This window comes from Demequina sp. NBRC 110053 (assembly GCF_002090095.1).
In the GTDB taxonomy this organism is placed as follows: Bacteria; Actinomycetota; Actinomycetes; order Actinomycetales; family Demequinaceae; genus Demequina.
In genome coordinates this window covers 121,364-140,994 of the sequence record NZ_BBRJ01000002.1, presented here as the reverse complement: position 1 = coordinate 140,994, position 19,631 = coordinate 121,364, and the positions used below count along the sequence as shown (strand labels likewise).

Genomic DNA, 19,631 nt, shown 5'->3' with positions numbered 1-19,631 from the left:
CTAACGCGCGCTACGTTGGAGCCGTGTACCGCCTGTTCTACGACACCGTCCTCGTGCGCGTGGACGCCGAGCGCGCCCACCGATTCGGCGTGCTCGCCTTCCGGTGGGGCGGGTGGGCCTTCCGCGTGGGGAGGTCGCTGAGGCTCCTTCCGACACCTCGGAGCGGAGTCGAGGCGATGGGCATCGCGTTCCCCGGCCGACTGGGGCTCGCCGCCGGGATGGACAAGAACGCGGAGGCCGTCGTGGGGCTCGCGGCGGCGGGCTTCGCCTTCGTCGAGGTGGGCACCATCACGGCGCAGGGCCAGCCGGGCAACGAGCGGCCGCGGTCGTGGCGCGAGCTCGACGTCCACGGGCTGCGCAACCGCATGGGCTTCAACAACGAGGGGGCCGATGCGGTCGCGTCGCGTCTCGCCGGTCTGCGCGGCACGCGGCGCGGCCGTCGCGTGGTGCTCGGGGTGAACATCGGCAAGACGAAGGTGACGCCGCCGGAGGACGCCGCCGACGACTACGCGTACTCCGCACGCACCCTCGCGCCGTACGCCGACTACCTCGTGGTCAACGTCAGCTCGCCCAACACTCCTGGCCTGCGCGACCTCCAGTCGACGGAGGCGCTGCGACCGATCCTGGTCGCCGTGCGTCATGCCGCCGACGAGGCCGTGAGACGCCATGTGCCCCTGCTGGTGAAGATCGCGCCCGACCTCGCTGACGAGGATGTCGACGCCGTGGCGGAGCTCGCCCTCGAGCTGGGGCTGGACGGCGTGATCGCGACCAACACCACCATCGCGCACGACCTCGGGCCGGGTGGCCTCTCGGGTCCACCCGTGCGGGCACGGGCGCTCGAGGTCGTCGCCCGACTGCGCGCGAGGGCAGGGGACGAGCTGGCGATCATCGGCGTCGGCGGCATCGAGACCGAGGCGGATGCGCGGGCTCTGCTGGACGCCGGCGCGACGCTCCTCCAGACGTACACGGGGTTCGTCTACCACGGGCCGGGATGGGTGGCGCGCCTCAATCGCGATCTCGCGAGCTACGCGAGACCTAGCAGCCTCCGTACCTCGTCGTCCGAGGTCTGAGCGAAGTCCTGGTACCACTGGCCCACCGCCGCGAAGGGCTCAGGGGTGAGGGCGGCGACGGACCCATCGGCCTCGCGTCCCAGCAGCGCCAGGATGTCAGGCGGGCAAGCGCCCACGGCCACGACGATCCGTGCGGCGCCCAGCCCGCGCGCGACGGCGATCGCCGCGCGCGCCGTCGCGCCGGTCGCGGAGCCGTCGTCCACGACCACAGCGGTGCGACCGCGCAGATCGAGCTCGGGTCGGCCAGGGCGGTAGACGGTGCGGCGACGGTCGAGCTCGGAGCGCTCCGCCCTCTCGACAGCCTCGACCTCGTCGTGCGACAGCCCCGCCGCGGAGACGATGCGCGGGTCGACCACGCTCACCCCGCGTTCGCCGATCGCGCCGAACGCATACTCGGGGTTGGCCGGCACCCCCAGCTTGCGCACCACGAGCACGTCGAGCTCGGCGGACAGGGCCCGCGCGACGGGCTCGGCGACCGGGACGCCGCCGCGGGGCAGCGCCAGCACGACGGGGCGGGGCAGGTCGGGGTCGCTCAGGCGCGCGGCGAGCAGCTCGCCCGCGTGAGTCCGGTCGGCGAGGCGGCGTGGGGGCCTTCCCGACGCGGCGGAGCCCTCATCTGTCATCTCGCTTGCCCACCGGGCGAGCGCACGCAGGTGCTCGCGATCCTTGTCGCGATCGAGCGTGCGCTTGTAGGCGATCACGTCGGACAGGGACAGCACCTGCAAGCCGTCCCTCGTCATGGCCCTGCGCAAGACCTCGACCGCCGGTGCTCCGTGCCAGCCCGAGAACACCTGCAGTCCGCCGGCCAGGTCGACCACGCGGTCACCCAGCGACCCCTCGCGCACCGTCCCGCGCGATGCGAGGGTGGCCCACGCCTCGCCCCACGCGACCACGTCGAGGTCTCCGGCGTGGTCGAGGGCACCCACGGCGACCAGGGGGGCGGACCCGGCCAGCAGCACCTCGGACGGCGACACGCCGAGGTCGCGCACCGTCGCGCGCATGGTCGACCAGTCGAGACTCATCCTGTCACGGTAGCCCGGGAACGAGACGCCGGGGCGGAGCGTTCACCGAATGTGCGCCTCTCACCAGACGCATTGTTTTCTCCTTTGATGCGCATCGGCCCCGACACCTCGCGAGGTGCCGGGGCCGATGTGTGTCCGCGTCGAAGGCGACCTACGCGACACGCTCCTGCGGGTTCGTCTCCACGGTCTTGGCGGGGTCACGCTCGACGATGTCTCCCAGGGCCTCGTCGATGCGGGTCATGAGCTCGGCGGGGATCTCCACGCCGGAGGCCTTGGCGTTGTCGGTGACCTGCTCGGGGCGCGAGGCTCCGATGATCGCGGCGGACACGTTCGGGTTCTGGAGCACCCAGGCGATGGCGAGCTGCGCCATGGTGAGGTCGAGCTCGTCAGCGATGGGCTGCAGCCTCTGCACCCGCGCGAGGACATCATCGTTCATGAATCGCTTGATCATGTTCGCCCCGCCCTTCTCATCGGTCGCGCGCGAGCCCGCAGGCGGCGCCTCACCCGGCTTGTACTTGCCGGTGAGCACTCCCTGGGCGACGGGGGACCAGACGATCTGGCTCACTCCTGACTCCTCCGAGGCGGGCACCACCTCGTCCTCGATCACGCGCCACAGCATCGAGTACTGCGGCTGGCTCGAGATGAGCTGGATGTTGAGCTCGTCCGCGAGCCTCACGCCCTCGCGAATCTGGTCGGCCGTCCACTCGCTCACGCCGATGTAGTGGGCCTTGCCCTGGCGCACGATGTCCGCGAAGGCGGTCATCGTCTCCTCGAGCGGGGTCTCATGGTCGTAGCGGTGGGCCTGGTAGAGGTCCACGTAGTCGGTCTGCAGGCGCTTGAGCGAGCCGTTGATGGACTCCATGATGTGCTTGCGCGACAAACCCGTGTCGTTGGCGCCGCCCGGCCCGGTGGGCCAGTAGACCTTCGTGAAGATCTCGAGGCTCTCGCGCCGCTCGCCCTTGAGGATGTCACCCAGGACCGTCTCGGCCGCCGTGTTGGCGTAGACGTCCGCGGTGTCGAAGGAGCTGATGCCCACGTCGAGGGCCGCCTTCACGCAGGCGGCGGCCTGCTCGTTCGCGACCTGCGATGCATGAGTGAGCCAGTTGCCGTAGGTGAGCTCGGTGATCTTGAGGCCGGAGTTTCCCAGATAGCGATAGTTGATCATGTCGACCACCCTACGACGACCGCGCGCCGTTGCCTGACCGACCGGTCAGACGGGATACTCGCCGCGCTTGACCTTGGGGCGAGGAGTGCGGAAGCGGCGCAGGTTGAGGGCGCGGGAGATGACGTAGAAGGTCCAGCCGCGCGGCAGCCTGCTCTCTCCGAACGCCGCGATGAACGCCTTCTTCAGGCGCCTGATCGTGATGAAGGTCTCGATCGCGGCGGCGAGCACGAGCACGTAGAAGAACAGCACCATCAGCAGGCTGGCGGGGCCGAGCTGATTCATGAACAGCGACAGGATCACGAACACGATCGCGAGGGGAAGCAGGAACTCGCCTATCGACGTGCGTGCATCCACGAAGTCGCGCAGGAAGCGGCGCTCGGGTCCACGATGCTCGTGCGGCATGTTGCGCTCGTCGCCCTCGCGCATCGCCTGGAACTCCTTCTCGCGCTGGGCGCGAGCCTTGGCCTTGACCGCCTGCTTGTCCGCCTTGGTGTTGGGGACGAGCGCGCGACGGTTCGCTGCCTCCTGGTCCTTGCGCTTGGGCGTGGGTCGACCCTTGCCTGCGGCGACGGCCTCGCCGTCAGAGAGCTCGACTGTCGAGTCGACGGTGGTCGCGGGGGTGGTCGCGTCGGTGACGTTCTTCTTCATGGCTTCCTTGGGTGGCTCCTGTGGGGCGCCCGGGTTCAGTCCTTGGCGGTGTTCTTGGCTGGTAGGGCGAGCATGCGGTCGAGGGCCACCTTGGCCTCCGTCTGCGTCTGGTCGTCCACGACGATGCGATTGATGACCGTGCCGGCGGCGAGCGACTCGAGCGCCCAGACCAGGTGCGGCAGGTCGATGCGGTTCATGGTCGAGCAGAAGCACACCGTGTCCTCGAGGAAGTGGATGTCCTTGTCGGGGTGCGCGTTCGCGAGGCGACGGACCAGGTTGAGCTCGGTGCCGATCACCCAGCTCGAGCCCGGCTCCGCGGCCTCGATCGTCTTGATGATGTACTCGGTGGAGCCGACGTGGTCGGCGCGCGTCACGACCTCATGCGAGCACTCGGGGTGCACGAGCACGTTGATGCCCGGCACCTTCGAGCGCGCCGCCTCGACGTTCTCCTTGCGGAAACGGCCGTGCACGGAGCAGTGGCCCCGCCACAGGATGACGCGGGCCCGCTCGAGCTCCTCAGGGGTGTTGCCACCGTAGGGCTTGCGCGGGTCGAAGAGCACGCAGTCCTCGAGCGCGAGGCCCAGCTGGAGGACGGCCGTATTGCGGCCCAGGTGCTGGTCGGGCAGGAACAGCACCTTGCCGTCGCCGTCGAGTCCGCCCACCTGGTCGAAGGCCCAGCGCAGCGCGACCTCGGCGTTGGACGAGGTGCACACCACGCCGCCGTTGCGGCCGCAGAAGGCCTTGATCGCCGCCGTCGAGTTCATGTAGGTCACGGGCACGGTGCGGCCGGCGACGCCGACCTCGGCGAGCTGCTCCCACGCATCCTCGACCTGGTTGATGTTGGCCATGTCCGCCATCGAGCATCCGGCCGCCATGTCCGGCAGGACCACGGTCTGGTCCTCGGAGGTCAGGATGTCGGCACTCTCGGCCATGAAGTGCACGCCGCAGAACACGATGAACTCGGCCTCGGGTCGGGCGGCGGCGTCTCGCGCGAGCTTGAAGGAGTCGCCCGTGACGTCGGCGAACTGGATGACCTCGTCGCGCTGGTAGTGGTGACCGAGGATGAACACCCGGTCGCCCAGCGCCTCCTTCGCGCGCGTCGCGCGCTCGACGAGGTCGGGGTCGGAAGGTGCCGGCAGATCGCCGGGACAGTCCACGCCGCGCTCGGACAGCGGATCGCGCCGCTCTCCCAGGAGCAGCAGGGCGGGCGACGCGGACGGCTCGGTGAACGTCGTGGTCATTCGGTCATTGTCTCACGGTCGGCACGGCACACTAGAGCCCATGCGCATCGCCGTCCTCGCCCAGAGCTGGCCGGGCCTCGACGCTGCGCCACTGTCCCCGCGGGACGCGGCAGCGATCGTCTCAGAGAGCTGGCTCGCCGTGGACTCGGGTGCGGACATCGCCTGCGTCGCCCTGGGCGACGGGGGGCCACGCAGCGCCGATGCGCTGGCGGGGGCGCGCTCGCGCGTAGGCGGCGTCGAGACCGTCGAGGCAGGCGGCGCCGTCATCGTCGCGCCGGCGTCGCCGTCGGCCCGCTGGGAGCCCCACGCGCTCGCGGCCGGGCTCCTCGGCCTCGCAGCCGAGCACGCCGATCGGTCGCGACCAGTGACAGTCGTCGTGCCCGTCGGGGACGAGGCCCCGGCCGGTGATGCCACCGATCTGTGGCTCGGCGGACTGTCGCAGCTCCGCGGCGCCCTCGCGAGCCTCGACCTGGTCGTCGCGGTCACCTCCCAACGCCCCCTCCTGGGGCTGCGCGGCATGAGCGCCACCCTGCGCGAGCGCCGTGAGTCCGACCACGCGCTGGCCGTGGCAGCTCAGCGACAGGAGGAGCGGTGGAGCGAGATCGCGCGCGAGGCGGATCCCGTCGCGGGTTCGCGGTCGCTGCTGGGCGCGTCCCGGCTGTCCGACGGTCCGGGCGCCGGCGCCGCAGGCGGATTGGCGTACTGCCTGGCCGCCGCGGGCGGTCGGCTGGCGCCAGCCGGCCCTCTGCTGGCCCACCTGGCAGGCGGGACGCAGGCGGTGGAGGGCGCCGACCTCGTCGTCGCAGTCGTCCCTTCGCTCGAGCCGCGCGCTCTCGACGACGGCGCGGTGCCGGCGGCGAGCGCGCTCGCCGCGGCCATCGGCGTCCCGTGCGTCGTGCTCGCCCCGAGCACGCGCATCGGCCGTCGCGACCTCATGAACGCCGGCATCGCCTCCGCCCATGCGGCCGAGCCAGGGGCCCCCGGACTCGGGGCCGGGGTCGCCCGCGTCGCGCAGACCTGGCGCCAGCGCGATTGACGCCGCTCCCGGGTGGGGGTGTCGGGAATGCGCGAGGCAGGCGTACCCTTGAAGACACGAACGAGGAAAGGAGGCGGCCTATGACTGACACTGCCACTGAGGCTGTCACTCACGGAGTCGTCATCACCGACGCTGCCGCTGGGAAGGTCAAGAGCCTGCTCGACCAGGAGGGTCGCGACGACCTCCGCCTGCGTCTGGCGGTTCAGCCCGGAGGCTGCTCCGGACTCATCTACCAGCTGTACTTCGATGAGCGCACGCTCGACGGCGACGCGATCCGCGACTTCGACGGTGTCGAGGTCGTCGTCGACAAGATGTCGGTGCCGTACCTCGACGGTGCGACCATCGACTTCGCCGACACGATCGAGAAGCAGGGTTTCACCATCGACAACCCGAACGCCGCGAGCTCCTGCGCATGCGGCGACTCCTTCAGCTGAGCGACTAGTCTCACGCCGACGGGCGGCGCCGCACCTTCACGGTGCGGTCGCCGCCCGTTCGCGCGTTCGGGGGCGCGCGCCGCTTCGCCCGGCTGACCTTCCGTCAGGCCGTCATGGAGCGCCGCACGTCCTCCATGACGCGCGGCAGCGTCGCGAGGAATCGTTCGACGTCGGAATCGTCGACGCCAGGCGTCAGCCCGAGCCTGAGGTTGCCGTGGGTCAGGGCGCCCATGGCTGCGAGCACCTGACTGGGCTCGAACGTGTCCGACCCGCACGCGGAGCCCGATCCGACCGCGAAGCCCTCCCGGTCAAGTGCGGAGACGATGGGCTCGCCGTCGAGATACATGAAGGCCGCCGTCACCAGGTGGGGGAGCCGCTCGATCTCGTCTCCCACGACCGTCACGCCTTCGAGCTGAGCAAGCCGTGCGCGGAGGGTCGCGGTGAGCGCCGCCAGTCGCGAGCGGTCCGCCTCGAGCGACTCGAGACGCTCCTGCAGCGCCACCGCCGCCGCCAGGACCAGCGGGATGGAGACGCCGCCGGGGGAGAAGCCGTCGCCAGGCCAGGCGGTCAGCCATCGCGTCCGGGGGCGCATCGCGACCACGCCGAGGCCGAGCGGTGCACCCCAGTCCGCGGGGTCGGCCACGAGGGCGTCCCAGCGCTCGGGCGCGTCGACGTGGCCGACGGTCGCGGACGCGTCCACGATGAGCGGCACCTGGGCTGCCGCCGCCGCGTCTGCGACGCCATCGAGGCGCTGAAGCGTTCCGATCTCGTGGTTGCCGTGCTGGACCAGCGCCAGCGACACGGCCGGGTCGGAGACCTCGCGCGCGAAGTGCTCGGAGTCGACGTGTCCAGCGCGGTCCACCGGGACGCGCGTGACGGCGCCTGGCGCCACCTGCTCTGCGGCGTCGAGCACCGCCCTGCGCTCGATCGCGCTGGCGACGATGCGGTCCCGGCCCCGCCGGGCGGCCGCGACGGCCGCGACGGCGCGGTCGAACGCCACGTGGGCGCCAGACGTGAAGTGGACATGCTCGGGAGAGGCTCCCAGCGCAACGGCGATCGCCTCCGTGGCGCCATCGAGGACCGCCCGCGCGCGACGCGACTCCGCCGTCAGACGCGCCGGATCGGCCCACCCCTCAGCGAGCCCAGCGAGGAACGCATCCGCCGTCCTGGGCGTTACCGGAGAGCGCCCGGAGGCATCGAGGAACACACGGCGCGCTGGCATGCCGCCACGGTATCGCGCGCTAGACTGACCGCGTGTCCAAGAAGCCACGCTTTGCCATGTCCCGAAACGCCCTCGTAGGCGTCGGTGCCCTGGGCGTCTCGGCTCTGCTTGCAGGCTGCTCGCAGGGCATCGAGAACGGCGCGCTGCCGTCCACGCCTGAGATCACCGATCAGACCGGTCCCATCATCACGCTGTGGAACGGGTCGTGGATCGCCGCGCTCGTCGTCGGCGTGATCACGTGGGGTCTGATCCTGTGGTGCGTGGCCGTGTACCGCAAGCGCAAGGACGACACCAAGCTGCCCGTCCAGACCCGCGTGCACCTGCCGCTCGAGCTCATGTACACGCTCGTGCCGCTCATGGCGATCGGCGTGCTGTTCAAGTACACCGCCGAGGACATCGGACTGCTCACCGACGTCTCCGGCGAGGCCGACATCGAGATCCAGGTGGTCGGCAAGCAGTGGAGCTGGGACTTCAACTACCTCTCCGACGACGTGTACGACCCCGGCGTCCAGGCGACGCTCACGGGCGAGGAGGGGGTCGAGGAGACGCTCCCGACGCTCTACCTGCCCGTCGACGAGAAGGTGCACTTCTACCTCGACTCGCGCGATGTGATCCACTCGTTCTGGATCCCCGCGTTCCTCTACAAGGAGGACACCGTCCCCGGCCGGACCAACGAGTGGATGGTGACGCCCACGCAGGTGGGCACCTACCAGGGCAAGTGCGCCGAGCTGTGCGGCGAGTACCACGCCTCGATGCTCTTCAACGTCGAGGTCGTCGAGCGCGCAGAGTACGACGCGCACATGCAGGAGCTGCGAGACCGCGGCAACGAGGGCGCGCTGGGTCTGGAGTACAGCCGCGACCAGGCGGTGCGCATCGCCGACGAGCACGGGGAGACTGAGTGATGGCCACCGTCGCATACGAGGATCAGCGCAGCACCGACGTCGCGCCTGCGATTCCCGTCGCACCCGCCCGGTCCGGCTCGATCGTGGTGAAGTGGATCACCACCACCGACCACAAGACCATCGGGTACATGTACCTGATCACGTCGTTCATCTTCTTCATCATCGGCGGCGTGATGGCCCTGCTGATCCGTGCCGAGCTGTTCGCGCCCGGCATGCAGGTCGTGCAGTCCGCGGAGCAGTACAACCAGCTCTTCACGATGCACGGCACGATCATGCTGCTGCTGTTCGCCACACCGCTGTTCGCAGGCTTCGCCAACGTGATCACCCCGCTGCAGATCGGAGCGCCAGACGTCGCGTTCCCGCGCGTCAACATGTTCGCCTACTGGCTGTACCTGTTCGGCGGCCTGATCGCATCGGCTGGCTTCTTCACGCCTCAGGGGGCGGCCTCGTTCGGATGGTTCGCGTACGCGCCGCTGTCGAACTCCGTGTACTCGCCCGGCGTGGGCGGCAACCTGTGGGTCTTCGGTCTCGCCCTCGCCGGCTTCGGCACGATCCTGGGCGCGGTGAACTTCATCACCACGATCGTCACCATGCGCGCGCCCGGCATGACGATGTTCCGCATGCCGATCTTCACCTGGAACATCCTGGTGACGTCGATGCTCGTGCTGCTCGCCTTCCCGCCGCTCGCGTCCGCGCTGTTCGCGCTCGGGTCTGACCGCGTGCTCCACTCGCAGGTCTTCAACCCCGACAACGGCGGCGCCATCCTCTGGCAGCACCTGTTCTGGTTCTTCGGCCACCCGGAGGTCTACATCATCGCGCTGCCGTTCTTCGGCATCGTGTCGGAGATCTTCCCGGTGTTCTCCCGCAAGCCGCTGTTCGGGTACCACGGGCTCGTGTACGCCACCATCGCGATCGCGGCGCTGTCCGTGACCGTGTGGGCCCACCACATGTATGTCACCGGCGCGGTGCTGCTGCCGTTCTTCGCGTTCATGACGATGCTCATCGCGGTGCCGACAGGTGTGAAGTTCTTCAACTGGATCGGGACCATGTGGCGAGGGAAGATCTCCTTCGAGACGCCGATGCTGTGGTCGATCGGCTTCCTCGTCACGTTCCTCTTCGGCGGTCTCACCGGCATCATCCTGTCCTCGCCGCCGCTCGACTTCGCGGTGTCGGACTCGTACTTCGTGGTGGCGCACTTCCACTACGTGGTGTTCGGCACGGTCGTGTTCGCGATGTTCGCGGGGTTCTACTTCTGGTGGCCCAAGTTCACCGGCCGGATGCTCGACGAGCGCTGGGGCAAGATCCACTTCTGGCTCCTGTTCATCGGGTTCCACACCACGTTCCTCATCCAGCACTGGATCGGCGCCGAGGGCATGCCGCGTCGCTACGTCGACTACCTGCCCGAGGATGGCGTCACCTGGATGAATCAGCTGTCGACCGTGGGCGCCGTCATCCTCGCGCTGTCGACGCTGCCCTTCCTATGGAATGTCTACATCACCTCCAAGCGCGCGCCCAAGGTCACCGTGGACGACCCGTGGGGCTACGGCAACTCGCTCGAATGGGCGACGAGCTGCCCACCGCCTCGCCACAACTTCACGTCGATCCCGCGCATCCGCTCGGAGCGCCCCGCGTTCGATCTGCATCACCCCGAGGCCGCAGCGCGCGACCACGCCGCTCACAGCGGCTCGGACAGCGATCACGCACCGGTGACGACCGCCAACGGCAAGGAGGGCTGACCCATGCGCCTCGAGTCCAATGTGTTCTGGATCCCCTCGGTCTTCTTCTTCGTGGCGGCGCTCGCCTACGGCATCTTCACCGGATGGTCCGAGTGGGTGGGCATCACGTGCATCCTGCTGACCGGTGGGATGTTCGTCATGGTCGGCATCTACTTCAAGATGCTCGAGAAGCGGCACGGCATGCGTCCCGAGGACGACAACACCGCGGACATCTCCGAGCAGTCGGGCGAGCAGGGAGTCTTCTCGCCGTGGAGCTGGTGGCCCCTGGTCATCGGCATCGGCGCCGCGCTGGCCTTCCTCGCGATGGCCGTGGGCTGGTGGATCATGGTGCCCGCCGTGATCGTCGGCGTCGTCGGCCTCGTCGGCTGGGTGATGGAGTTCTCGACGGGCCTCCACGCGCACTGATCACAGCGCGGGCCACTCGACCACTGTCGCGGGCAGGGTCGCCCGGCACCGGTGTGCGGACGGGCTAGATCGCAGGCACCCTGCACCACGAGGCGGCGAAGCCGGGAACCGTGAACAGCACCTCGCCCGACTCCACCTCGACCACCCGAGTCTCGACGCGCTCGGGCACCGCCATCAGGTGGTCGTCGAGAGGGTTGGAGACGATCTGCGGCGCGACCGCGACCGCCACGCGCGCGCCCGTGGGCGCGGCGCACACCTGCACCAGGGCGTCATCGGAGTCGACCTCTGCCACCACGACCGACTCGCCATCGGGCCCGTCGAGCACGACCGACTGGGACTCGAGTGGTCCGTTCTCGGCGAAGCGGAGGTAGGAGCGGAGCACGCCCTGGTCCCCGAGGTCCTCTGCCGCGTAGGGCGTGCCGAGCTCGTCGTGGACCTCGACGGCGCTGAGGCTGCCGGTGGTCAGGTCGATCCGCTGCGGCCCGGTCTGGGTGCGGATCAGCGCGGTGAGCTCGAAGCGGGCCAGGTCGTCGATCCACCGTGCTCCTCCGAGCACGGTCGGATCGGTCGCCGACGTCTGATCCGCGAGCAGGAGCTGCTGCGAGGTGTCGAGGGCGAGAACGGACGTCGATCGGGGGATCAGCCTGAAGTCGGTGAGCAGCGGCGCCCCGTCGCCGATCTCGACCAGGGTCGGCTCGGCCCCAGGGTTCTCCAGGTCGCCGATGAAGAGCCCGGACTGCTGGTCCTCTGGCAGGGCGCTGGGCAGCGCGGTCCACAGGTAGCCGAACCGGTCGTCCGCCTCAGAAACCTGCAGTCGCGAGAGCAGGCCATGTCCCGGCACCGTCACCTCCTGCGTCCCTTCGTCGCTCACGAGCATCAGCGTCGCCGCGCCGCTGTCGGCCGAGACGGCTACGAGGGCACCGTGCTGGGTCGCACGGAAGTCCTCGATGCGGTCGTGCTCGAAGATGGTGCCCAGCGACTCTCCGTCCATCGTGAGTCGCTCGATCCGGTCGGGCCCCTCAGGCTCGCGCTGGAGGATCAGCAGCTCTCCTGGCGGCGTGCGGAGGGAGGTCGAGAACGTGGCCGGCGGGCCGCCCCCGACGGCGACCACGCGGTCGACGGTGATGGTGTACTCCGTGTCGTGCGCGAGCGCCTCGACCAGGCGAACGCCGACGGTGCGGCCCGCCGTGTCGACGGTGAAGGCCGTCGTGGGCTCGATGGTCACCTGCGACGGCTCGACCGCGGTGAGGGGAACATTGGACGTGAAGATGACCCGGCTTCCCTGGGTGACGGTCGCGGACTCGGCGTCTGCGAGCACGTCGGTCACGCGCGGTCCCTGAGCGGAGGTGACGACTGCGGCAACCACACTCGCACTGACGAGAGTCGCCACGGTGAGGGTCAGGAGCCAGCGGAAGGCGCGTGCTGACTGTTCAGTACTCATAGGGGTCCTCGGGCTGATCGACCGGGGTCACCGATGTGGGATCGATCGCGAGTGAGCCGTCCGTCAGAGTGATCGTGCCGCTCACGTCGACCCAGTCGCCCGCCTCGAGGTCCGCCTGCCAACCCGCGTCAGTCACCGGCAGGTAGGCGGGCTGGGCGTCGATCGCGCAGTGCGTGATCACCATCCGGGTGAGGAGGAAGCGATCCGGCGAGTCCGGATCCTCCATGACGAACCCCAGCAGCTCCACCTGGTCGCCCCGGAACGTCTCCGGCGTCGTGGTGGATGCGAAGACGGTCGCCCACTCGGGAATCCCGAAGGACTCGGTGTCGCCGCTGCGGGCGAGCTCGACGGTCTCCTCGCCACCGAAGAGCGCAGGAGTGTCCGAGGCGCGACTCGCCGCCACGTCCACCGACAAGGTGGTGGCAGGCAGCGCCCATGCGGCCAGCACCACGACGGACGCCAACGAGCCGCCTGTCGCCGTCGCGAGGGGCGCAAGACGCTGGGGCGAGAGGGGCGAGTCCTCATCGCCTGGCACGTCGTGCATGGTGGTGGCTGAACCGTCGCCGGCGCTTCGCGAGCCATGGCCGTGAGCGCCGCCGTCGCCGTGGTCGTGACCGTGGTCGCTCTCCAGCCCACGGCGCATCGCGATCCCCGCCACGCCCACGCCGACCGCGACGACGGCCATCGCCACCGCGAACCACGAGCTCGACGGATTGATGTACAGCGACAGCCGATCCGTCGCGGTCAGCACCAGCGTGGCGACGCCCAGCAGCGTGGCGAGCCCGACGCCGAGCCATCGATCCCAGAGGTCATGCAAGGAGGTTCACCGCCGATCCGATGAGGTAGGCACTGGGAATGACCACGGCGATCATCCCGACGAGGAGGCGCGTCGTGAACGTGGTCCGCAGCAGCGTGAGCATCTTGACATCGATCAGGGGGCCCACGAGCAGGAAGGCGACGATGGAGCCTGGCGTGAACGCCGACGCGAACGACATCGCGAAGAAGGCATCCACGTTGGAGCAGATCGCCACCACGACGCCCAGCGCCATCATGGCGGCTATCGAGAGCACCGGATCGCTGCCGATCGAGACCAGCACGTCGCGCGGCACCACCACCTGGATCGCGCCCGCCAGCGCAGCGCCAAGGATCAGAGCGGGCATGATCGCGCGCAGCTCCACCACCATCTGCGCGACCGAGCGGGTGGTCCGGGAGCCGTGCACATGGTCGGGCGGCGTGTCGCATGCGGCCTGGAAGCGCGACGTGAGGAGCGTCTGCGGCTGCGGATGACGGCTGTACAGCCACCCGATGACGTTCGCGATCGCGAAGCCGCCGAGCAGTCGCGCCACCAGTATGCCATCGGAGAAGCCGAAGGCCTGATGGGTCGTGATGATCACGATCGGATTGACGATGGGGGCCGCCATGAGGAACGTCAGCGTGTCGGGGACGGTGAACCCCCGCATGAGGAGGCCGCGGGCGAACGGCACATTGCCGCACTCGCACACAGGGATGAGCATGCCGAGCAGCGACAGCGCCGCACGGCGCATGGCGGGTCGGCGCGGCAGCCAGCGCTCGATAACCCCCGACGGCACCCACACCTCGACGACGACGGCGAGCAGCACGCCGAGCATCACGAAGGGCATCGCCTCGATGATGACGCTGATCGCCAGCGTCATGCCGTCCTGAACGCGGTCGGGGAGCGCGCCTCCCGGCAGCGATTGCAGCAACAACCCGGCGGCGACGACCGCGAGGATCGCTCCTGCCGCCCAGGTGAGGGACCGCCTGGTCCACGCGCGCGGCGCCGCAGGGCGAGCGACGCGCGGGCGCGTCAGCACGGCACCCGAGGGAGCCTGGCGCTCCATCCGCTGCGGGCGGGCACGCCCCTGACCGGAGCGACGTCGCTTCGCCATCTTCACCGCCAAGAGTCAGCGCCGGTCGCCTCGACCGCACTTCCTTGCCCGGTGAGACCGCTGACGACGACCGGGAGCCGTCGTCAGCGCAGTGCTAGCACTCTACGCGAACTCCGACCAGGTGAGGTGCACGCAGCGCTGAGGTGCGCGCGATCGGCGCCGCCGTCAGGACGCGTTGGAGCGACGGTCGCGCTCGGCGAACCCGGCCACGCCCACTAGCCTCGCGATCACGACGGCGAGGAACAGCGTTCCCGCTACGCCCTCGAACGACCACAACGCGCGTGCCCAGGCCTCGACCGGCACCACGTCGCCGTAGCCGAGGGTGGCGAGCGTCACGAAGCTGCCGTAGAAGAGGCTCTGCCAGCCGACCTCGACCGCGCCGTGGGCGTTGTCGACGAAGCTCCCGGGCTGCCCGAACTCGATCAGGCTCGCGGCGACGCCGAACACGCCGCCCATCAGAAGGTAGGCGCACACAGCCACGAGCAGCAGGTCCACGGTGTGCGCGTCGTCCGGCGGACGGATCAGGCGGGTGAGGAGCACGACGAGCAGCGTGAGCTGCAGCAGACCTACGCCGCAGAGCATCGCGCCGGTCGCCTGCACGCTGTCCTGCTGGACGGCGAACCACGTGCCGCCGACGACCAGGGCGACCGACGCCGCGGCGACGGGCCAGTACCGCCGAGGGTCCGGCCGCACCGTGCGCACGCCGAAGGCGATCACCCCGCCATAGACGAGAAGGTAGGCGACCGTCCACCACGTGCCCGCGTCCGTCACCGGGTAGCCGAACTGCAGCACCACCAGGCTCGCCAGCAGCAGCCACAGCGACGACCGCTGCTCCGCTGCCAAGGCGGGCTTGCGCGCACTGGAGTCGCTCAGGGCGTTGACTGACATGGTGACAACCTATCGTCCTCGTGCTGACGCACGGCGGGGCGGGTCCGATCGGACCCGCCCCGCGGCGTGGAGTGGTGTGCGGCCTACTGGACGATGAGGCCCTGGGTCGCGGTCGCCGTGATGAAGCGCTGCTGGACGTTGCCCCAGTCCACGACGTTCCACCAGGCCTTCACGTAGTCGGCCTTCACGTTCCTGTACTGGAGGTAGAACGCGTGCTCCCACATGTCCAGCATCAGCAGCGGGATGAGCCCGACGGGAACGTTGCCCTGCTGGTCGTACAGCTGCACGATCACCAGCTTCGAGCCGATGCTGTCCCACGCGAGGATGGACCAGCCGGAGCCCATGATCGTCATCGCGTTGTTGGTGAAGTGCGCCTGGAAGCCGTCGAAGCTGCCGAAGTGCTCGTCGATGGCCGCGGCCAGCTCGCCGGTGGGCTTGTCTCCGCCGTCGGGCGACATGTTGGTCCAGAACACCGAGTGGTTGGTGTGGCCGCCCAGGTTGAACGCGAGCGCCTTCTCGAGGCCGGCGATGGGCCCGAAGTCGCCCGACTCGCGCGCGGCGGCCATCTTCTCGAGTGCGGTGTTCGCGCCTGCGACGTACGCCGCGTGGTGCTTCGAGTGGTGCAGCTCCATGATCTCGCCCGCGATGTGCGGGTCCAGGGCGCCGTAGTCGTAGCTCAGGTCAGGCAACGTGTAGTCAGCCATGGTTCCTCCCGGTTCGGGCGTGGCGAGCGGTCGCCACGCAGTGATTGAGCAGGGTGACCACCCGAGCCTAGCGCCGTGCGAACCGGCCCGCAGGGTGCACCTTCGCGTGTCAACACACGTCGGTGCCAGGGGATTCCTCGGGGGATGAAGAGAGGCCGGCCACCCCCGGGGTGACCGGCCTCTCGTACGAGCCCAGATCGCGACTAGCGCTTGGCGCCGTCCTCGAGCTGCTCCCACTCGTCATCGAGCCGCTCGCTCGACTCCTCTGCCTCGGCGGCCTCGTGCGCGCCCTGCGCGTCGTGGTGGTGGTGTGCCGCCTCGAGCTCGAGGCGCGTCACCGGCTCGACGCGCTCCTCGTAGTAGAAGCGTGACAGCCGCTGCTTGAAGCGATCCCAGCGGTAGCCCTTGCGAGCCACGCCGTGGTCGTTGAGCTCCGGAGCGATCTCGAGCGGGGTGTGATTGTCGTAGGAGACTCGCAGCCACAGCTCCTGCTCGTCGAGCGGACGGTGCACCTCGATGTACTCGCCGTGGTCATAGCGCACGATGGTGCCGGTCTCGTGGCCGTGCAGCACGAGCTCGCGGTCCTTGCGCTGCAGACCCAGGCAGATGCGCTTCGTGATCCAGAACGCGAGCGGCGGAATGATGAAGATGCCCCACTGGAAGAAGATCGTGATGTCGTTGAGCGACAGATGGAAGAGGTTGGCCACGATGTCGTTCGAGCCCTCGATGACGAGGATCACGTAGAAGGTGATCAGCGCGACGCCGATGCCCGTGCGCACCGGCACGTTGCGAGGCCGGTCGAGCACGTGCTTCTCGCCCTTGTCGCCCGTCGCCCAGGCCTCGAGCCACGGGTACAGCGCGATGATCCCGAAGAAGATCCCGGGGACGATCACCGCGGGGATGAGGATGTTCCAGGACAGCGTGTAGCCCCAGATCTCCCACTCCAGCGGCAGCCCGAACAGCCATCCGGGCATGAGGCGCAGTGCGCCGTCGACGAAGAGGATGTACCAGTCGGGCTGCGTGCCCGCGGAGACCGGTGACGGATCGTAGGGGCCGTAGTTCCACACGGGGTTGATGGTGAACACCGATGCGACCAGCGCGATGATGCCGAACACGACGAAGAAGAAGCCGCCGGCCTTCGCCGTGTACACGGGGAACAGCGGCAGGCCCACCACGTTCTTGTGCGTCTTGCCGCCGCCGGGGTACTGCGTGTGCTTGTGCAGGAAGACCAGGAACAGGTGCAGCGCGATCAGCGCGAGGATCAGGCCCGGCACGAGCAGGATGTGCATCGTGAACAGGCGGGGGATGATGTCGACACCGGGATACTCGCCGCCGAACATCCAGAACGAGATGTAGCTGCCGAGGATCGGGATGGACTTCACCACGCCGTCGATGATGCGCAGGCCGTTGCCCGACAGCACGTCGTCGGGAAGGGAGTAGCCGGAGAAGCCGGCTGCAAGGCCCAGGACCATGAGGGTGAAGCCCACGAGCCAGTTCAGCTCGCGCGGCTTGCGGAACGCGCCGGTGAAGAACACGCGGCACATGTGGGTCATGATCGCCGCGAGGAACAGCAGCGCGGCCCAGTGGTGGATCTGACGGATCAGCAGGCCGCCTGGCACCTCGAACGAGGTCTTGAGCGTCGAGGCGAATGCCTCCGTCATCGCGACGTCGTGCATGGTCTCGTACGGACCCTCGTAGTGCACCTCGGTCATCGAGGGGACGAAGAACGCCGTGAGGAACACGCCCGACAGCAGCAGGACGATGAACGAGTACAGTGCGATCTCGCCCAGCATGAACGACCAGTGGTCGGGGAACAGCTTGCGTGCGAAGAACTTGACGAACCCGCCGATCGAGGTGCGTTCGTCAGCCCAGTTGGCGGTGCCAGCGGCAGCGGAGTTCAGCTTGGCGCCCATCAGTGGGACTCCTCCTCAACGGTCACGTCGCCACCCTTGAGGCGGTCCCAGTAGGACGGCCCGATGGGCTCGTCGAAGTCGGCCTGAGCGACGATGTAGCCCTCGTCGTCCACGGCGATGGGGAGCTGGGGCAGGGGACGCTTCGCGGGCCCGAAGACCACCTTGCAGCCATCGGACACATCGAACGTGGACTGGTGGCATGGGCACAGCAGGTGGTGGGTCTGCTGCTCGTACAGGGCGACGGGGCAGCCCACGTGTGTGCAGATCTTGGAGTACGCGACGATGCCGTCGAACGACCAGTCCTCGCGTCCCTCCTGGATCTTCAGGTCCGCGGGGTCGAGGCGCACCAGCAGCACGACCGCCTTGGCCTTCTCCTGCATCAGGTGGTGGTGGTCGAGCTCGTTGAGGCCCTCGGGGATGACGTGGAACACGGAGCCGATGGTGACGTCGGCCGCGCGGATGGGTGCGCCGTCGGGGTCGCGGGTCAGCTTCACGCCGGCGCCCCACAGCGTGTGGCGGAACTTCGAGACGTTCCAGTCCCCGCCCATGTTGCCGATCTGCGGGACGAGCACGGCGAGGGGAGCGACGGCGAGCGCGGTGATGAGCGAACCCTTGAGCACCGAGCGACGCTTGGGGCCGCCCAGTCCGGAGTCCTCGACGCCGTCCTTGAGGTTCTGGATCGCGCCTGCGCGGGCCTCGTCGGAGCTGCGCAGCTCGTGCCGGTCCTCGATCATCTCGTGGTCGCGCATCAGCGACTTCGCCCAGTGGATCGCGCCCAGGCCGATGCCGATCATGGCGAGGAACAGGCCGATGCCGATCCACATGTTCACCTGGCGGATCGACGCGACATCGCCGGCGTCGTGGTCGTTCAGCACGAAGTAGGCGACGAGCGCGATGACGGTGCCCAGGATGGAGATGCCGAAAAGCGCCGCGGTCTGGCGCTCGGCCCGCCTGTCGGCCTTGTCGTCGACGTCCGCCTTGCGCGGGCGGTGCTCGCCCAGTCCGGGGTTCGTGAAGCCGTTCATCACGTCGCCTCCGCCGTCACCATGACTCGCGTCGTGGACGTCGGGATCCGTGAGGTCGGTGTGGTCGGTGCGGTTCTCGGGGGCGCTCATGAGGAACGGGCTCCTACCCAGATGGTGCTGGCGATGATCAGGCCGAGGAGGACCAGCCAGGCCCACAGACCCTCGGAGACAGGTCCGATGGCGCCCAGGCTCAATCCGCCGGGTGAGCCATTGCTCTGGAAGTCCAGGTAGGCGATGACGTCGCGCTTGTGCTCGGGCGTGATGTTGGCGTCGTTGAAGACCGGCATCGACTGCGGGCCGGTGAGCATGGCCTCGTAGATGTGCTCGGGCGTGGTCTCGAGCAGCGACGGCGCGAACTTGCCCTGAGTGAGGGCGCCTCCGCCGCCGATCGAGCCGTGGCACATCGCGCAGTTGGTGCGGAACACGAGCATGCCGTTCGCGGCGTCGCCCAGCTCGGGGTCGACCTGCTCTGGGGTGGGGATCGCGGGACCGGCGCCGAGCGACGCGACCCAGGCGGCCAGCTGGTTGATCTCCTCCTGGTCGAACTGCGGGGGCTTGGCGAGAGCCTGGGGACCCGAGGCCTGCATGGGCATGCGACCCGTGCCGACCTGGAAGTCCACCGCCGCGGCGCCCACGCCCACGAGCGACGGCGCGACGCCCTCGGTGCCCTGCGCGTCGAGCCCGTGGCATGACGCGCAGTTGGCGGCGAAGAGACGCTCGCCTTCAGCGATGTCGTCGGCAGAGGCCTCCGTGGTGGCGGTAGCGCTCGGAGCCGCGACGGCGGCCACGCCGGTGATGAGTGCGAGCAGCATCAGCACCAGCAGCAGGGGGGCTGCGCGGTGGTGACGCCTGCGGGCGATTGCGTGCATCGT

General features: G+C 69.2%; 19 protein-coding genes. 6 read left to right on the top strand and 13 right to left on the bottom strand.

Annotation, left to right across the window (positions count from 1 at the left end):
- The first annotated feature begins 23 nt into the window (after positions 1–23).
- Positions 24–1,070, top strand: a complete 1,047-nt coding sequence (locus tag B7K22_RS00690) for a quinone-dependent dihydroorotate dehydrogenase (protein WP_084037890.1) — start codon at positions 24–26, stop codon at positions 1,068–1,070.
- Here the strand turns inward: B7K22_RS00690 and B7K22_RS12295 are convergent.
- The 4 genes from B7K22_RS12295 to nadA form a co-directional block, all read right to left on the bottom strand.
- Positions 1,025–2,092: a phosphoribosyltransferase gene (locus tag B7K22_RS12295; RefSeq protein WP_234983244.1), complete on the bottom strand. Its 1,068-nt coding sequence runs from the start codon at positions 2,090–2,092 to the stop codon at positions 1,025–1,027. The two genes, B7K22_RS00690 and B7K22_RS12295, sit on opposite strands and share 46 nt — an antisense overlap.
- 151 nt (positions 2,093–2,243) lie before the next feature.
- On the bottom strand, positions 2,244–3,257 hold the full coding sequence (locus B7K22_RS00680) for an aldo/keto reductase family protein (protein ID WP_084039605.1): 1,014 nt from the start codon (positions 3,255–3,257) through the stop codon (positions 2,244–2,246).
- 45 nt (positions 3,258–3,302) lie between these two features.
- Positions 3,303–3,905, bottom strand: coding sequence for a DUF3043 domain-containing protein (locus B7K22_RS00675; RefSeq protein ID WP_084037889.1), 603 nt, complete (start codon positions 3,903–3,905; stop codon positions 3,303–3,305).
- A 35-nt stretch (positions 3,906–3,940) separates the two neighbouring features.
- Positions 3,941–5,146: a quinolinate synthase NadA gene (nadA, locus tag B7K22_RS00670; protein WP_084037888.1), complete on the bottom strand. Its 1,206-nt coding sequence runs from the start codon at positions 5,144–5,146 to the stop codon at positions 3,941–3,943.
- A gap of 40 nt (positions 5,147–5,186) precedes the next feature.
- Between nadA and B7K22_RS00665 the strand changes: the two genes are divergently transcribed.
- Positions 5,187–6,182 carry a glycerate kinase gene (locus B7K22_RS00665; protein ID WP_084037887.1) on the top strand — a complete coding sequence of 332 codons (996 nt, stop codon included), beginning with the start codon at positions 5,187–5,189 and terminating at the stop codon, positions 6,180–6,182.
- Positions 6,183–6,262: 80 nt separating this feature from the next.
- Positions 6,263–6,616 carry an iron-sulfur cluster insertion protein ErpA gene (gene erpA, locus B7K22_RS00660; protein WP_084037886.1) on the top strand — a complete coding sequence of 118 codons (354 nt, stop codon included), beginning with the start codon at positions 6,263–6,265 and terminating at the stop codon, positions 6,614–6,616.
- Between the two features lie 103 nt (positions 6,617–6,719).
- Here the strand turns inward: erpA and B7K22_RS00655 are convergent, their stop codons facing one another.
- Positions 6,720–7,838, bottom strand: a complete 1,119-nt coding sequence (locus tag B7K22_RS00655) for a cysteine desulfurase family protein (protein ID WP_084037885.1) — start codon at positions 7,836–7,838, stop codon at positions 6,720–6,722.
- A 56-nt stretch (positions 7,839–7,894) separates the two neighbouring features.
- Between B7K22_RS00655 and coxB the strand changes: the two genes are divergently transcribed.
- From coxB to B7K22_RS00640, 3 genes are read left to right on the top strand one after another with little or no spacing between them, the layout of a single operon-like run.
- Positions 7,895–8,740 carry a cytochrome c oxidase subunit II gene (gene coxB / locus B7K22_RS00650; protein WP_084037884.1) on the top strand — a complete coding sequence of 282 codons (846 nt, stop codon included), beginning with the start codon at positions 7,895–7,897 and terminating at the stop codon, positions 8,738–8,740.
- Positions 8,740–10,476 carry a cytochrome c oxidase subunit I gene (ctaD, locus tag B7K22_RS00645; protein WP_084037883.1) on the top strand — a complete coding sequence of 579 codons (1,737 nt, stop codon included), beginning with the start codon at positions 8,740–8,742 and terminating at the stop codon, positions 10,474–10,476. The genes coxB and ctaD overlap by 1 nt, the downstream gene beginning before the upstream one ends.
- A gap of 3 nt (positions 10,477–10,479) precedes the next feature.
- On the top strand, positions 10,480–10,881 hold the full coding sequence (locus tag B7K22_RS00640) for a cytochrome c oxidase subunit 4 (RefSeq protein WP_084037882.1): 402 nt from the start codon (positions 10,480–10,482) through the stop codon (positions 10,879–10,881).
- A 64-nt stretch (positions 10,882–10,945) separates the two neighbouring features.
- On the opposite strand, the gene B7K22_RS00635 is transcribed toward B7K22_RS00640, so the two are convergent.
- The 8 genes from B7K22_RS00635 to B7K22_RS00600 all read right to left on the bottom strand — a co-directional run bounded on the left by B7K22_RS00635 (position 10,946) and on the right by B7K22_RS00600 (position 19,628).
- Positions 10,946–12,208 (bottom strand): hypothetical protein, encoded by a 1,263-nt coding sequence (locus B7K22_RS00635; protein WP_084037881.1) that lies wholly within the window; start codon positions 12,206–12,208, stop codon positions 10,946–10,948.
- A gap of 103 nt (positions 12,209–12,311) precedes the next feature.
- Positions 12,312–13,139 carry a TIGR03943 family protein gene (locus B7K22_RS00630; RefSeq protein WP_084037880.1) on the bottom strand — a complete coding sequence of 276 codons (828 nt, stop codon included), beginning with the start codon at positions 13,137–13,139 and terminating at the stop codon, positions 12,312–12,314.
- The gene (locus B7K22_RS00625) at positions 13,132–14,181 is read right to left on the bottom strand and encodes a permease (RefSeq protein ID WP_084039604.1); all 1,050 of its coding nucleotides are present in this window, start codon (positions 14,179–14,181) and stop codon (positions 13,132–13,134) included. Before B7K22_RS00625 ends, B7K22_RS00630 begins: the two co-directional genes overlap by 8 nt.
- 213 nt (positions 14,182–14,394) lie before the next feature.
- The gene (locus B7K22_RS00620) at positions 14,395–15,117 is read right to left on the bottom strand and encodes a potassium channel family protein (RefSeq protein WP_084037879.1); all 723 of its coding nucleotides are present in this window, start codon (positions 15,115–15,117) and stop codon (positions 14,395–14,397) included.
- Positions 15,118–15,200: 83 nt separating this feature from the next.
- The gene (locus B7K22_RS00615) at positions 15,201–15,821 is read right to left on the bottom strand and encodes a superoxide dismutase (RefSeq protein WP_084037878.1); all 621 of its coding nucleotides are present in this window, start codon (positions 15,819–15,821) and stop codon (positions 15,201–15,203) included.
- 203 nt (positions 15,822–16,024) lie between these two features.
- Complete coding sequence (locus B7K22_RS00610; protein ID WP_084037877.1) at positions 16,025–17,734, bottom strand: cytochrome bc complex cytochrome b subunit; 1,710 nt, start codon at positions 17,732–17,734, stop codon at positions 16,025–16,027.
- Complete coding sequence (locus B7K22_RS00605; RefSeq protein WP_084037876.1) at positions 17,734–18,849, bottom strand: Rieske 2Fe-2S domain-containing protein; 1,116 nt, start codon at positions 18,847–18,849, stop codon at positions 17,734–17,736. Before B7K22_RS00605 ends, B7K22_RS00610 begins: the two co-directional genes overlap by 1 nt.
- Positions 18,846–19,628 carry a c-type cytochrome gene (locus tag B7K22_RS00600; protein ID WP_084039603.1) on the bottom strand — a complete coding sequence of 261 codons (783 nt, stop codon included), beginning with the start codon at positions 19,626–19,628 and terminating at the stop codon, positions 18,846–18,848. Before B7K22_RS00600 ends, B7K22_RS00605 begins: the two co-directional genes overlap by 4 nt.
- Positions 19,629–19,631: the final 3 nt, after the last annotated feature.